The sequence below is a fragment of the Synechococcus sp. R55.3 genome, from assembly GCF_047461975.1.
Classification (GTDB): domain Bacteria; phylum Cyanobacteriota; class Cyanobacteriia; order Thermostichales; family Thermostichaceae; genus Thermostichus.
Genome location: NZ_JANSIG010000013.1, coordinates 1 through 12,135, shown reverse-complemented (window position 1 = coordinate 12,135; position 12,135 = coordinate 1). Strand labels below are relative to the sequence as shown.

Genomic DNA, 12,135 nt, shown 5'->3' with positions numbered 1-12,135 from the left:
TGAACTTTTCCAGGTGATAGGACTTCAACCACCAGCTCAGGGGCACCCCGAAAATGTCCTGCTTCATCTTGAATCTGGGACAGCCGCTCATAACTAACCCAAACAACATCGGGAGATACACTGTCCGAGTCAGAAAAAATGAGACCTGGCATAATGGAAGGCTCACCCAGCCCGGTCTCGAGCGACCATTGATCCAGCAGGGAGAAAATCCGCCCGGCCAGGTGCTGATGCTTGTGGTGAGGAGAACGAGTCACTACAAGTTCTCCATCGATGATCTCGTAGCGGATCCATTCATTCTCTGGCAGAGCCTCGATGTCTCGAGTAGTCCAGCGTACTTCTGTGGCAGTCATTGGCTATCCCTATAGCAATGGATGGTGCTATGCCCAGGGCACCCTGCGGCTATACCTACGGCACTGGGCCGACACCTGCAGCGCTGTCGCAACGGCGGGAACCACACTTGGCGTAGCCAAATCTTAGCCCAGGATCCCGTTCACAGAAGCGAGACGGAGTCCTTCCTCTCTAACCACGACGGCTCAATGGATAGAGGTTCTCTAGAGCTGGACTATTGGCTGCGCTATCGTGTGGGGCTAGTTGGGATAGATGCGCAAGCGGCGGTTGGGCTCTTCGCCAAAGCTTTGGGCCCGCAGGTGGTAATGTTCCACCAACTGGTGTTGGAGCTTGCGGATCAGAGGCGAACGGGGCAAAAGTTCCACCGGCTGAGACTTGGGAATGACAATTTGCTCCACCGCCAGGCGGGCTTCTTCCAGAGCTTCGGTTTCATCGCCTGAGCTGGCGCGAATGAACAGCTCCAGGTCGGAATCGGATCCCTCTTCGCTTTCAATGTTGAGAATATGGCGCAGGGCGCGAGCCAGAGCAATCAGAGTATTGGCCTTGACGGTGTGAATCGGGATCTGGCGGGAGTGGGCCATCTGCTGGATCTTGGAACGGCTGCGCACCTGGGATCGCAAGGCCAAGACAATGTTTGCCTCGTCTAGATCTTTGGTGACATCCGCCGACAGTTTCAGGGTTTGGATCACCTGCTCCAGGTAGAAGCGGCTCACTCCGTAGGGGTAGATCATCAGCGGCCCATCCGGATTCTGCTGCCGTCCTGTCGGGGCTAGGGCGGATCCCTCCCAGTCCAAATCTTCTTCTTCGTCAGAGCCGGATTCTACTCTGGATTCGGCCACCACCTGAGCGGCAGGACGGGATCCCGCTGGCGTTAGCGGGACGGAGTCCTCTCGCCTCTCCAGGAGCAAACCCGATTCTCCTTGCTGCTGCGAGCGACTTTCAAGCGGCTCTGAAGGCAGAGCTTCCATCCGTCCAGAGCGTTGCCATCCTCCCCGCTCCCGTGCTGCGGAGATTGTGCTGCCGGCAGGGGGCCATTGGGGGCCAGATAGAGCCGGGCGCCCGTTTGCGCCAGCGGTGCTCCGCACTATCACCACCTGGCCGTGTTCGTCTAAACTGCGGGTTTGGGTCAGCGGCTCGCGGTTGCGCAAGAGACGATCCACAGTGGCGGCCACATCTTCGTGGATGACCCAGCGGGATCGCTCCAGCATCTCTATGGCAATCTCAAACGTAGGGGGAGCTTTGCGCTCCAACACACTCTTTTGAGAGCCGCGCCGCCGCGCCTCTTCATCTCCTAGGGTGACGGATTGGATCCCGCCTACCAAGTCGGAGAGGGTGGGATTTTTGATCAGGTTGTCGATGCGGTTGCCATGGGCGGTGGCCACCAGTTGTACCCCCCGCTCGGCAATGGTACGAGAGGCCAAAGCTTCCAGTTCAGTGCCGATCTCGTCGATAACTACCACTTCGGGCATGTGGTTTTCCACTGCCTCGATCATCACCTTGTGCTGCAGCTCTGGGCTGGCCACCTGCATCCGTCTGGCCCGACCAATACCCGGATGGGGCACGTCTCCATCGCCTGCGATCTCGTTGGAAGTGTCGATAATGACCACTCGTTTGCCCAGCTCATCGGCCAGCACACGGGCAATCTCCCGCAGGGCCGTGGTTTTGCCCACCCCCGGTCGGCCCAGCAACAGCATAGAGCGCCCCTGTTCCACCAGGTCGCGGATCATGCTGATCACGCCGATAACGCAGCGACCCACCCGACAGGTAAGGCCGATGATCGTGCCTTGGCGGTTGCGAATGGCACTGATCCGGTGCAGGGTAGAGGCAATGCCTGCGCGGTTGTCACTGCTGAACTCTCCAACCCGGCTGATCACCTGATCCAAGTCGGCCCGGGTGATCACGTCTTCTGAAAGGTAATCGGCAAAGCCGGGGAAGCGGGCTTCGGGGCGGCGACCCAAATCCAGCACCACCTCCACCAACCGATCCAAGTGGGGATGCTGTTCTAGGCGCTCACGAATCGGAGCAGGCAGGATATCCAAAAGCTTACTCAGGTCGTCGCTGTATTGAACCTGGCCGGGAAAGCCGGTACGTTCACGTAAGCGGTGCGGAGCACTTTCCGGATCCATCGACGGACTTGGGGTTGAGGGCTGTACGGGGAAACTCATGGCTGAGCAACGTCGTTAAACGCAGGAAAAACAGGTTTGCCTAAAAGCAACGGATCGCCGCTTTACTTGCTGCACCAACTGCTTGGCCAACGGGATCCCTGCCGCCAATCCGGGATTCCATCCTGACTCCGATGAGCTGTGGGCTGGCCCTTCCAGATAGGCTGACACCAACTGTCGCGCGTAGCTGCCGAAGGCTACCCCCGCCACCGGCCACCGGGGATCCAACAGCGGCACCGTTTGGGCGTTGGTTCCTCCTGCCAATTGCACATAGCCTGGCAGACCCATATTCAGTACCTTCTCGGCCAACTTTAGGGCAGCTTTGCCGGTGCCAGCTCCAATATCCCCACTCATAGGCCGGCCATCCACCTGCCAGATCAACACCTCCGGCAAGGGATCCATGAGGGCCAGCAGATCCCTCAAATAAGCCTCTAGGCCCGGACCATCGTTAAAGCTAATCGAGATGGCCTGGAGCTGAGGTAGCCAGGGCTTCAGGGATCCCCACAATTCCTCGAATGGCCTCTGGCGACCGATGCAGGTGTGAATCTCCACCGCTTGAATGCCCAGCTCGACCAAAGGCGGCAAAACTTCTGACAAAGCGACCTGGTAGCCGAAGGTGGCAATGCGCCGGTGGGGGCAAACCGGCTCACAGCGCCCACAGCCGTAGCACAGCTCTGTCTGGATGTGGACTTGAGCAGGAAGGGCTGCCTGGGTCAAAGCATGAGGGGGACAAACTGCCAGACAAGGCTGAGGACAGTCGGCAGGACAAACAGGAGCCGTCAGCACCGCCTTGCGGAAATGCACGTCTTCACCGTCATTGACGCTGACCATCAACCAAGGGGATCCCGCCTGGGGATCTTCGGCTTGTGCCCGTTGGATCCCTTGTTGAGCGGCCCGCACTATGGCCGGATCGGCAGCGACATCAATGCAATCTGCCCCGGCCAGCGTGTAAAGGAAAGCCAGCTCCCGAACCGAGGGCAAGTGGTGGAAACTTGCACCGCAGATCAACTTAAACCAGGTACCCTGTTGCAGCGAGGCGGTTGGCAAGGTCACAGGCACAAGAAGCCGCTAGCAGGATGGGAATCTGAGCCGCAGGCCATCTATTTGAGATGGTAGCAAAGAAATTTCGAGGATCCTGAAGAGAGGTTCAGGCGCTCTGCAGAGGTTGCCAACGAATTGACCGTTCTCGGCCCAGTTCCACCACAAACTTCACTCCCTTGTCTTCCCGACTCAGCTTCACCAGGTAGGAGAGTTCCTGTTGGCTGAACACATGCCCTTCGTAAAACCAGAACACCAACCCCTTAGCTTTTGGGGGCAAGGTGGCCCGATACTGCTCGATCAACGCCGGGAAAAAATAGGTGCGCCGCTCCGACTTGCCCAATGTGGCAGGCCGTACCCCATGAATGCACGTCAAATAGCTGGCCAGATCCCCGATTCCCTTGCTGGAGAGGGTGACCACCTCATACCCAGCTCCGCGCAGCCGCCGCAGGTAATGTCCTTCGGACCCCCCTTCTGGGGTTACATAGATGGCCAAAGCTCCAGCTTGCTCCAGTTGCTGTACAAACTTTGCACCTGAGCCGACCAGCAGCATAGGAAAAACTCCATGACTCGTCTAGGGTTGGACAAGCAGCCCACGTGAGCTCATTGTAGCGGGAGCGGGCCCGAAGCCGGGGATAGAAGCTGTCGATAGAACCCATAGAAAACCCATAGAAGAATACTTGCCTACTTCCCTGTTTTGCAGGAGGGAACGTAAAGAAGAGTTAAGATATAGATGACCTACTCGCAAGTCTCAACCCAGCGGTGGCGGACGAAGACGGATGGATCCCTCTGAGCAGGGATCGCCTCCCTGTCACTCACACAGCGACGACAGATGAACCTCACGATGCGACGACGCGAGCTATTGACCTCGGCAGTGGCCGGGTTCGTCACAGCACCCCTCAGCTTGGCAGGAGAGCAAAGAGCAATGGCCCAACAGACTTATCCCTTCACCAAAACCGACGCCGAGTGGCGGCAACTGCTCACCGAAGAGCAATACTATGTGCTGCGCCAAGAGGGCACTGAGCCCCCCTTCCGCAACGCTTACTACGACAACAAAGCTGCGGGCATCTACGTCTGTGCCGGCTGTGGGCAGGAGCTGTTTTCCTCAGCGGCCAAGTACGACAGTGGCACCGGTTGGCCCAGCTTTTGGGAGCCGATTGCTCCCCATGTGATCGGTACCAAGACGGACTGGAAATTGTTTGTGCCCCGCACAGAAGTCCACTGCTCCAACTGCGGCGGGCACTTGGGGCACGTGTTTCGGGATGGCCCCCCGCCCACGGGCTTGCGCTACTGCATCAATTCTGCTGCCCTCAAGTTCATCCCAGCCACCGCCTAGAAATCCTCTTGGCTTCGATCAGAATTGAGCCGCCTGTTTGGGTGAGCCCATGTCAGACTATACCTTCTTGGATGCTGCTTCGATTTTGCTGCGGGAGGGCCTAGAGGCTCTCTTGGTGTTGGTGGCGCTGCTGGCCCTTTTGAGCAAGAGCGGGCAATCGGCTCAGAAGCGCTGGGTGTGGCTAGGGGGATCCGCAGGCTTGCTGGCAGCGGTGATGCTCGGCCTGCTGGTGAAGCTGTTTTTCCAGCAGATGCTCACCCACACGCGGCAAGAGGTGCTGGAAGGGATCACCGGGCTGGCGGCAGCAGGTTTGTTGTTTTCGGTCAGCCTTTGGTTGCACCGCCGGGCTGCAGTGGTTTCTTGGCAAACCTTTGTGCAGGAACAGGCGCAGGCGGCACTGGCCACCGGTCAAGTGTTTTCCTTGGCTTTTCTGGCATTTATGGCGGTGTTTCGCGAGGGGGCGGAAACGGTGCTGTTTTATGTGGGGTTGGCCTCTTCCCTCTCGGCAAAAGATTTTTGGGCGGGGATCGGCCTGGGATCCCTGGTGTTGGTGGCACTGGCGATCTTGCTGCTGCAGGTGGGGCTGAAATTGCCGCTGGGAGTTTTTTTCCGGGGTCTAAGTCTGCTGATTTTCTACTTGGGCTTTAAGTTTTTGGGCAGTGGCTTGCACGCTCTACAGGTGGCGGACTGGCTGCCCATCACTCCTCTTGTTGGGATCCCAAAGCTGCGCTGGCTGGGCATATATCCCACTTGGCAGACGCTGCTCCCCCAACTGGTGCTGCTGGGAATAGCTTTCGCCTTGTGGGTGAGGCAATGGCTGCGGGCTGATTCTGCTCAGAGGCTTTCTTCGTGAAAAACGCTCTCCACCGGCACTGGGGATCCCATAAGCCATAAGTTTGATGAATCCCTGTCCTGGTTTTGATGGATGGCAATGATGCAGGTCACAATTTCATAGTCGTTTCAGGTTGGGACAAGGCGACCGAGGTACTGGGAAAAGCCTTCTGGCCCTGTGCATCTAACGTTTTAAGTGCGGGTGCAGTGTCCTGGTTTGAATCAAAATGACCCTAAAAAGAAAGCGCTCTGTACGTCGCGCCTGAAACCGCACCCAGTCAAGCCTTCCAGTCCAAGAAAGCAAAGCCTACCGGCAGGGATCCGGCAGGCCGCTGGATTTTGTCGGAGATCCCCAGTAGGAAACCCTGTCGATCGCTACGGAATCGACAGAGAGCATCCACTCTGTGGGGTTCCCGAGAATCAGGTATCGTAGACCCGGCATTCAACAGCATCTGGGTTTTCGGCGCAGTGCTGCTCTAGGCTGCTGGGAGTCCTCGGCTGGTGGCTGCGAGCTGCCAGCACTTCTTCAACTGCGTCCCAGGCCGCACGGCAGTGGGGATCCCCTTCGCCGTACTCAGAGCAGACGTTGCGAGCATTTTCCAGCTCTTTGGCGATCACTTCAGACAGTCCCATGTTCTCAAGCTCCTTTAGACTAGATGGGGCCGGTGGCCCGCTGATATAACCGGTTGACGCAGAACCTGTAGGGATTCGGTGTAACCGAGGATCAACAGGTAAAAACCAGCCGATCCAGATGAGGAATGAGTCCAGGATAATGACCTTGTGCCAACCGAATTGATCAACCGGATACATTACCTATTCTAAACAGGGACACCCGGGGGGTGCAGCTACGCTTTCGCGATCTCTTTGGGATCAGGATGCGCAGGGATCCCTCAGGCTCCAAACAGTTGTTCAATCCGTTGCCGCACCTGCTCTGGGGATCCCTGTTGACGCACTTGGCCTTCCGAGAGAAAAATCGCCCCGTCTGCCCACTCCAGTTCCGCCAGCCGATGGGTTACCCAGAGGGCGGTGATGCCTTCTTGATCCACCAGTTGCCGGATGCACCGCAGCAAATCCGCCTGGCTGTCGGGATCCAACAGGGCTGTCGGCTCGTCCAAAAGCAGCACCTCGCTGCGCCGGGCCAAAGCCCCTGCCACTGCCACTCGTTGCTTCTGTCCGCCGCTGAGGCCGTGGATGGGCCGACGGATCAGGTGCTTTAATCCGACTTGCTCCAAGGCTGTTTCCACCCGCTGGTGAATTTCCGCCAAGGTCAGAGCCTCTGCTCCCAAGCCAAAGGCCACATCGGCTCCCACCGTGGGCATGAACAGTTGGTGATCCGGGTTTTGAAACACATAGCCCAGCCGACCGCGAATCTCCAGGTGGCCCGAAAGGGGCTGGGGATGGGTCAGGGATCCGGACAACAGTTGCAACAAAGTGGACTTGCCGCTGCCATTGGGCCCCAACAGCATCCACAACTGGCCCTTGGGAATGACAAAACTGCACGCCTGCAAAACCGGCGGACGTTCCGGCCAAGCAAAGGTCAGGCTCTCCACCCGAATGGCCACCTCAGACATGGGGATCCCTTAGCGGCAGAGAGAAAAGGGCTGTCCTCAGCTTTGCAACTGGGCCAAAAAACCGGGACGGGTTCCCATGGGGCTGGCGCTGCCCGACTTAGAAGTCATTTGCACGCCACACAACTCACCGGTGAGCAGAAACACCTTTTTGCCGGTGCGGTCACAGGTCAGCTCCAAACTCTGAGGGGATCCGCTCCGCAAAGCATTGACGATGCTTTGGTAGGCCCGGTTGGCCGCTTCTTCCTCTTTTTGATGGACAACAATAGGGGCAGGGTTTCCTTTCAGGAGCAGTTCCAGAGTGTACATGGCTGACCGTTGTGTAGTGGGCCGTGGACAGAAGAGAGGCACCAAGAGGGCCCCGTTCGTGACAGCAGGACGGAGTCCTTTTCCAGTATCGCAGGTTGGGCCAGGATACCGGGATAGGAGAATTTCTCTCGCCAGACTAGGCCAGGCCCGTGCCGAGAAAAGGCAGCAGGCTGATCAGCAACAGGCCCAAAGTAGCTAGGGATCCCGCCAAAAAGGAGAGGGAGCGCCCAATGGGAATATCGGCAATGTAGAAAAAGTTGTAGAGCAGCCGCGCCAGCAGAAACACCCCACACAGCACGGCTACCCCTTCGTCTCCGCTGAGGCCAAAATACCAGGGATCCGGGTGTGGGCCGGTGATGTAGGCAATCAACGCTGCTGCCGCAAACGTCTCAAAGGTCTCAAACCCGTTGGCATGAGCCCAGGTGGCCCGCTGTCCATATGGAGGTAGCCTATCGAACATAGCCCGAGGGGCATGCAGGTCGTAGCCGACGCGGGCACGGGCATAACCCACCACCCCCATGGGCAGATAGACCAAGAGCATGGCTGCCGCAATAGAGAACAGGGGGATAGCTGCGAGAGGAAGGCTTGGCAACATAAGGCAAAAGGACGGTGCAAGATAACAGGGGAGAGGAAGGAGCCCAGCTCGGGCAGGAGCTATTGCCGGGAAAACCAACACCAGAACCATTATTTACCGGGCTGGCCAGCCGGGCAGAAGCCTGATTTGGTGATTGATGCTTGGGTCAGGAGATCTTGCGGATTTGCCGGCGGCGCTCCTCATATTCAGCGCGGGTGATCAAGCCCTGTTTCAACAGGCTTTCCAACTGCTGTTCGGGATCCCGAGCTTCTCGGCCTTCCACACTGGTCCACTCCAGCTCGATCAACCCTCGATTGAATCGAAAATCGAAATCGGCATTGCTCATGGTCAGGATCCACAGCCCTTCCAGCAAACAAAGGGCGCGTACCCCGTAGCTGAGAATCTGCAGCGGGATGGAGGGAACGAACACCATCAGCCCCGCCACCAAGTAGCCCCAGCCCCAGCGTTGGTGCCCCATATAGAAGCGCTGCAACCCTGGGATCAGCACCCCCAGCATCGCCAGCCAACCGGCCACCTCTCGGATTAACCGCCGACGATCCTGTGGGGGCGTATCAGGATCCCTGCTCTCAGTCATGGCTTGCACCCGTTAGATGTGCCAATGAACTACCCCACCGCATAGGCGGATGGGGTTTCCCCATCCCCTTGACGGCAGGATTTTAGTCTCTTCCTCTGCCCCAGGTGCTTCATAGACCCGCAGGACTTTGAAGTAGAGCTGAAGCATCCAAGACTCACGAGGCTGGTTCCCAACCCCGGTTGCCGATGAGTGGCAACGTTGTACATCACCATCACCGAACCCCAATCTCTGGGAATCTCAAACCCACAACCAGAGCAGACATGATAGCGGTTGCTCAAGTCTGCCCACTCCTTGTGGACTGCCCCACATTGGGGACAGCGCTGGCTCGGTTTGAGGGTCTGAGTGGGAAGCATGAGAACTAAACCACCTTTCTGCTCGATTTTGTAGGTAATCATCTGGTTCAATGTACCGAACCCCACCGACAGAATGGACTTGTTCAGCCCTGCCTTGCGCTTCCCACCCTTGCAGGTCATCCCTTTGACATGCAGCTTCTCCGTTACGCCGTTCGCCTATGGCGGCGCGGAGCGCTTCGCCATAACGACAAGCTATCTCTGACGTCACTTTGTGTTGCCAGTCTTTGCGCTGACGAGCAACCTTTGCTTGCAGTTGCGCTTCCCGCCGGCTGATTTTCTTCCACCTTCTGGTAGACACACTCTATCCCAGTTCTGAGGGCTTTATCCCCTGAGCAACCGACCCGGTGGTGCTATCCATCCCCACTCTACAGAGGGTGGGGAATTCCGCACGTTTTGTTAGGCTAGCTCAGTTTTGGCCCCACAGAGCTCAGGAACTTGGAGCGAACCTCAGACTACCTTTGGGCAGAATCCTGCCGCCTATACTTGATGGGGGCAGTTCGGGGAAGGAACATGGCAGAGCGGGAGCTATCGGTAGCGATCTTGGCAGCGGGCAAGGGCACCCGGATGCGATCACGGCTGCCCAAGGTGCTGCACAAGCTGGGATCCCTGTCTTTGATCGAGCGGCTGCTGCGCACGGTGCTAACCTTGAAACCCCACCGCTGTCTGGTGATTGTGGGTTATGAACAGGAGCAGGTGCGCCAAGCCCTGCGGGAGTACCCGGTTGAATTTGTGGAGCAGGCCCAGCAATTGGGCACCGGACACGCCGTTCAACAGCTGTTGCCCGTCCTGGGCGGTTTTCAGGGGGATCTGCTGGTGATCAACGGGGATGTGCCCCTGCTGCGGGCAGAAACCCTGCAAGCTCTGGTGGAGCGCCACCGCCAGATGAACCCAGAGGTAACCTTGCTCTCGGCTCAGGTGGCGGATCCCTATGGCTATGGACGGGTGTTCTGCGATGCCCAACAGCGAGTGCTGGAACTGGTGGAAGAGCGAGACTGCACCCCAGCCCAACGGCAAAATCGCCGCATCAACAGTGGGGTGTATTGTTTTCACTGGCCGGCTCTGGCTCAGGTTTTGCCCCATCTCAATCGCAACAACGCGCAGCAGGAGTACTACCTAACGGATGCCGTCAAGCGGGTGGGCAAAGCCATCGCTCTGGATGTTGCCGATCCGCAAGAAATTGTGGGCGTCAACGACCGCCGCCAACTGGCCCAGGCGTACCAGATTTTGCAGGATCGCCTCAAGGAAGCCTGGATGGAAGCCGGGGTCACCTTTGTGGATCCCGACAGCAGCAGCCTCGAGGAAACGGTGGAATTGGCCCCCGATGTGGTGATCGAGCCCCAAACCCATCTGCGAGGGGTGTGCCGCATTGGCTCGGGAACCCGCCTGGGGCCGGGCAGTTGGATCGAGTCCAGCGAGATTGGATCTGGGTGTCACATTCTCTACTCGGTGGTCAGCCACAGCCGCATCGGCAACCACGTCTGGATAGGCCCCTACGCCCACGTGCGCCCCCACAGCCAGATTGGGGATCACTGCCGCATCGGCAACTTTGTGGAAACCAAAAATACCCAGATTGGATCCCACAGCAATGCCGCCCACTTGGCCTACCTGGGCGATGCCAAGCTGGGATCCCAGGTCAACATCGGCGCGGGCACCATCATCGCCAACTACGACGGCCAGCAAAAGCACTTTACCGAAATTGGGGATCGCAGCAAAACAGGCGCCAACTCGGTTCTGGTGGCTCCTTTGCAGGTGGGATCCAATGTCACCATTGCCGCCGGCTCCACCATCCCTGCCCGCTACCCCCTGCCGGATGACTGCTTGGTGATCGCTCGCTCCCGCCCGGTGGTTAAGCCCGGCTGGCGACCCGGGATCCGCTCCTCCCGCCGCCAAGAGCTCCAGCCCATGCCGCCGGGATCCCTCAAGATTTATCCCTTGCGCCTCTTCCCCGGCCAAGATCTCAAGCAGGAACTAGAGCGATTGGCCCGGCAGCAGCCCTTGCAAGCGGGGTTTGTCCTCAGCGCTGTCGGCAGCCTCAGCCAAGCCATCCTGCGCCTGGCCGACCAAATGGGGGATCACCTGCTGTCGGAACGCCTGGAGATCCTGGCCCTGAGTGGATCCCTGTGCCCTGACGGAGTCCATCTCCATCTCACCGTTGCCGATGCCCGAGGCCAAACCTGGGGGGGACACCTGCGCCCCGGCTGCCTCATCTACACCACCGCCGAAATTGTCCTCGCCGACAGCCCGGAGTATCGCTTCTCCCGTCAACCGGATCCGGCCACCGGCTACCTGGAGTTGCACATCCAACCCGTGGCAGGGGATCCCTGCTGGCCGTCCCCACCCCCCCAACCCCAGCAAAACCAGCAGACAAAACCAGAGGCTGACAACAGCAGGCCGAAAAGCTTACAGTAGTCAACATGAGTTACCTAAAGCTAAAGGGGGCTTGTGAGCGCCAAGCCGAAAGCTTCACGGAACTCATGGACGCTTTGCGGTGTGGCGGGCATGTTACTGGGTTTTCGGACGCAACTCATTCTTAACCGCAAGCAAACAACTCTAGCCGCCCAACACGCTGGGGTAGCCCGCCACGCCTATAACTGGGGCTTAGAAGTCTGTCGGCAAGCCCTGGAGAACCAGCAAAAACTTCCCACCGCCATTGACCTGCACAAGCGCCTAGTGGCCGAGGTGAAGAAAGAACATCGCTGGTACTACCAGGTCTCCAAATGCGCCCCTCAGCAGGCATTACGCAACTTGGAGCAAGCCCTTAAGCGCTGGCGGGGTGGGTTGGGGAAGTTTCCCCGCTTCAAACGCAAGGGAGTGCGAGACAGCTTTTACCTGGAAGGGAGTATTCGCACTTCTGGCAACCGCATCAAGGTACCTATCTTCGGTTGGCTGCGCTGTGCAGAGCTGCTCCCGGTGACCACACCCAAGAACGTGGTTGTTAGCTTGAGAGCATGACTCTAGTCAATAATAAGCTCAACTATACTGAAAATAATGTATAATATGTTCAGTACGGATTACTACCAG

At 58.3% G+C, this 12,135-nt stretch carries 14 protein-coding genes and 1 pseudogene; 5 read left to right on the top strand and 10 right to left on the bottom strand.

The features are described from left to right. The 4 genes from NW849_RS03525 to ndhN form a co-directional block, all read right to left on the bottom strand. Positions 1-350, bottom strand: a 350-nt coding sequence (locus NW849_RS03525) for a Uma2 family endonuclease (protein WP_414355934.1), incomplete at its 3' end; no start/stop codon positions are given. A 237-nt stretch (positions 351-587) separates the two neighbouring features. Further along, positions 588-2,513, bottom strand: coding sequence for a R3H domain-containing nucleic acid-binding protein (locus NW849_RS03520; protein ID WP_414355933.1), 1,926 nt, complete (start codon positions 2,511-2,513; stop codon positions 588-590). 15 nt (positions 2,514-2,528) lie between these two features. Continuing rightward, complete coding sequence (locus NW849_RS03515; protein ID WP_414355932.1) at positions 2,529-3,563, bottom strand: LdpA C-terminal domain-containing domain; 1,035 nt, start codon at positions 3,561-3,563, stop codon at positions 2,529-2,531. Between the two features lie 94 nt (positions 3,564-3,657). Continuing rightward, positions 3,658-4,101, bottom strand: coding sequence for an NAD(P)H-quinone oxidoreductase subunit N (gene ndhN, locus NW849_RS03510; protein ID WP_414355931.1), 444 nt, complete (start codon positions 4,099-4,101; stop codon positions 3,658-3,660). A 291-nt stretch (positions 4,102-4,392) separates the two neighbouring features. Between ndhN and msrB the strand changes: the two genes are divergently transcribed. Both msrB and NW849_RS03500 read left to right on the top strand, forming a co-directional pair. Then, a complete protein-coding gene (msrB, locus tag NW849_RS03505) occupies positions 4,393-4,884 on the top strand; it encodes a peptide-methionine (R)-S-oxide reductase MsrB (RefSeq protein ID WP_414355930.1) in 492 nt (163 codons plus the stop codon). A gap of 49 nt (positions 4,885-4,933) precedes the next feature. Continuing rightward, positions 4,934-5,737, top strand: coding sequence for an FTR1 family iron permease (locus NW849_RS03500; protein ID WP_414355928.1), 804 nt, complete (start codon positions 4,934-4,936; stop codon positions 5,735-5,737). 398 nt (positions 5,738-6,135) lie between these two features. On the opposite strand, the gene NW849_RS03495 is transcribed toward NW849_RS03500, so the two are convergent. The 6 genes from NW849_RS03495 to NW849_RS03470 all read right to left on the bottom strand — a co-directional run bounded on the left by NW849_RS03495 (position 6,136) and on the right by NW849_RS03470 (position 9,234). Further along, positions 6,136-6,348: a CP12 domain-containing protein gene (locus NW849_RS03495; RefSeq protein ID WP_011434185.1), complete on the bottom strand. Its 213-nt coding sequence runs from the start codon at positions 6,346-6,348 to the stop codon at positions 6,136-6,138. A gap of 257 nt (positions 6,349-6,605) precedes the next feature. Next, a complete protein-coding gene (locus NW849_RS03490) occupies positions 6,606-7,286 on the bottom strand; it encodes an energy-coupling factor ABC transporter ATP-binding protein (protein WP_414355927.1) in 681 nt (226 codons plus the stop codon). Positions 7,287-7,322: 36 nt separating this feature from the next. Further along, positions 7,323-7,592, bottom strand: coding sequence for a hypothetical protein (locus NW849_RS03485; protein ID WP_414355925.1), 270 nt, complete (start codon positions 7,590-7,592; stop codon positions 7,323-7,325). A gap of 136 nt (positions 7,593-7,728) precedes the next feature. Continuing rightward, complete coding sequence (locus NW849_RS03480) at positions 7,729-8,187, bottom strand: MAPEG family protein (protein WP_414355924.1); 459 nt, start codon at positions 8,185-8,187, stop codon at positions 7,729-7,731. 145 nt (positions 8,188-8,332) lie between these two features. Then, positions 8,333-8,761 carry an SHOCT domain-containing protein gene (locus NW849_RS03475; RefSeq protein WP_414355922.1) on the bottom strand — a complete coding sequence of 143 codons (429 nt, stop codon included), beginning with the start codon at positions 8,759-8,761 and terminating at the stop codon, positions 8,333-8,335. 29 nt (positions 8,762-8,790) lie between these two features. Then, positions 8,791-9,234: a zinc ribbon domain-containing protein gene (locus tag NW849_RS03470; protein ID WP_414355921.1), complete on the bottom strand. Its 444-nt coding sequence runs from the start codon at positions 9,232-9,234 to the stop codon at positions 8,791-8,793. Positions 9,235-9,624: 390 nt separating this feature from the next. On the opposite strand from NW849_RS03470, the pseudogene glmU reads away from it, so the two are divergent. The 3 genes and pseudogenes from glmU to NW849_RS03455 form a co-directional block, all read left to right on the top strand. After that, positions 9,625-10,974: pseudogene (gene glmU / locus NW849_RS03465) on the top strand (bifunctional UDP-N-acetylglucosamine diphosphorylase/glucosamine-1-phosphate N-acetyltransferase GlmU); the annotation flags it as partial. 42 nt (positions 10,975-11,016) lie between these two features. Beyond that, positions 11,017-11,523 (top strand): PPC domain-containing DNA-binding protein, encoded by a 507-nt coding sequence (locus tag NW849_RS03460; RefSeq protein WP_414355965.1) that lies wholly within the window; start codon positions 11,017-11,019, stop codon positions 11,521-11,523. Positions 11,524-11,613: 90 nt separating this feature from the next. Next, positions 11,614-12,066, top strand: a complete 453-nt coding sequence (locus NW849_RS03455) for an RNA-guided endonuclease InsQ/TnpB family protein (RefSeq protein ID WP_414355920.1) — start codon at positions 11,614-11,616, stop codon at positions 12,064-12,066. The last annotated feature ends 69 nt before the right edge of the window (positions 12,067-12,135 follow it).

Coding starts and splice junctions, on each gene's coding strand:
- NW849_RS03480 (WP_414355924.1), bottom strand. CDS start 8,187: ATGTTGCCAAGCCTTCCTCTCGCAGCTATCCCCCTGTTCTCTATTGCG.
- NW849_RS03475 (WP_414355922.1), bottom strand. CDS start 8,761: ATGACTGAGAGCAGGGATCCTGATACGCCCCCACAGGATCGTCGGCGG.
- msrB (WP_414355930.1), top strand. CDS start 4,393: ATGCGACGACGCGAGCTATTGACCTCGGCAGTGGCCGGGTTCGTCACA.
- NW849_RS03490 (WP_414355927.1), bottom strand. CDS start 7,286: ATGTCTGAGGTGGCCATTCGGGTGGAGAGCCTGACCTTTGCTTGGCCG.
- NW849_RS03485 (WP_414355925.1), bottom strand. CDS start 7,592: ATGTACACTCTGGAACTGCTCCTGAAAGGAAACCCTGCCCCTATTGTT.
- NW849_RS03460 (WP_414355965.1), top strand. CDS start 11,017: ATGCCGCCGGGATCCCTCAAGATTTATCCCTTGCGCCTCTTCCCCGGC.
- NW849_RS03520 (WP_414355933.1), bottom strand. CDS start 2,513: ATGAGTTTCCCCGTACAGCCCTCAACCCCAAGTCCGTCGATGGATCCG.
- NW849_RS03495 (WP_011434185.1), bottom strand. CDS start 6,348: ATGGGACTGTCTGAAGTGATCGCCAAAGAGCTGGAAAATGCTCGCAAC.
- ndhN (WP_414355931.1), bottom strand. CDS start 4,101: ATGCTGCTGGTCGGCTCAGGTGCAAAGTTTGTACAGCAACTGGAGCAA.
- NW849_RS03455 (WP_414355920.1), top strand. CDS start 11,614: ATGTTACTGGGTTTTCGGACGCAACTCATTCTTAACCGCAAGCAAACA.
- NW849_RS03470 (WP_414355921.1), bottom strand. CDS start 9,234: ATGACCTGCAAGGGTGGGAAGCGCAAGGCAGGGCTGAACAAGTCCATT.
- NW849_RS03500 (WP_414355928.1), top strand. CDS start 4,934: ATGTCAGACTATACCTTCTTGGATGCTGCTTCGATTTTGCTGCGGGAG.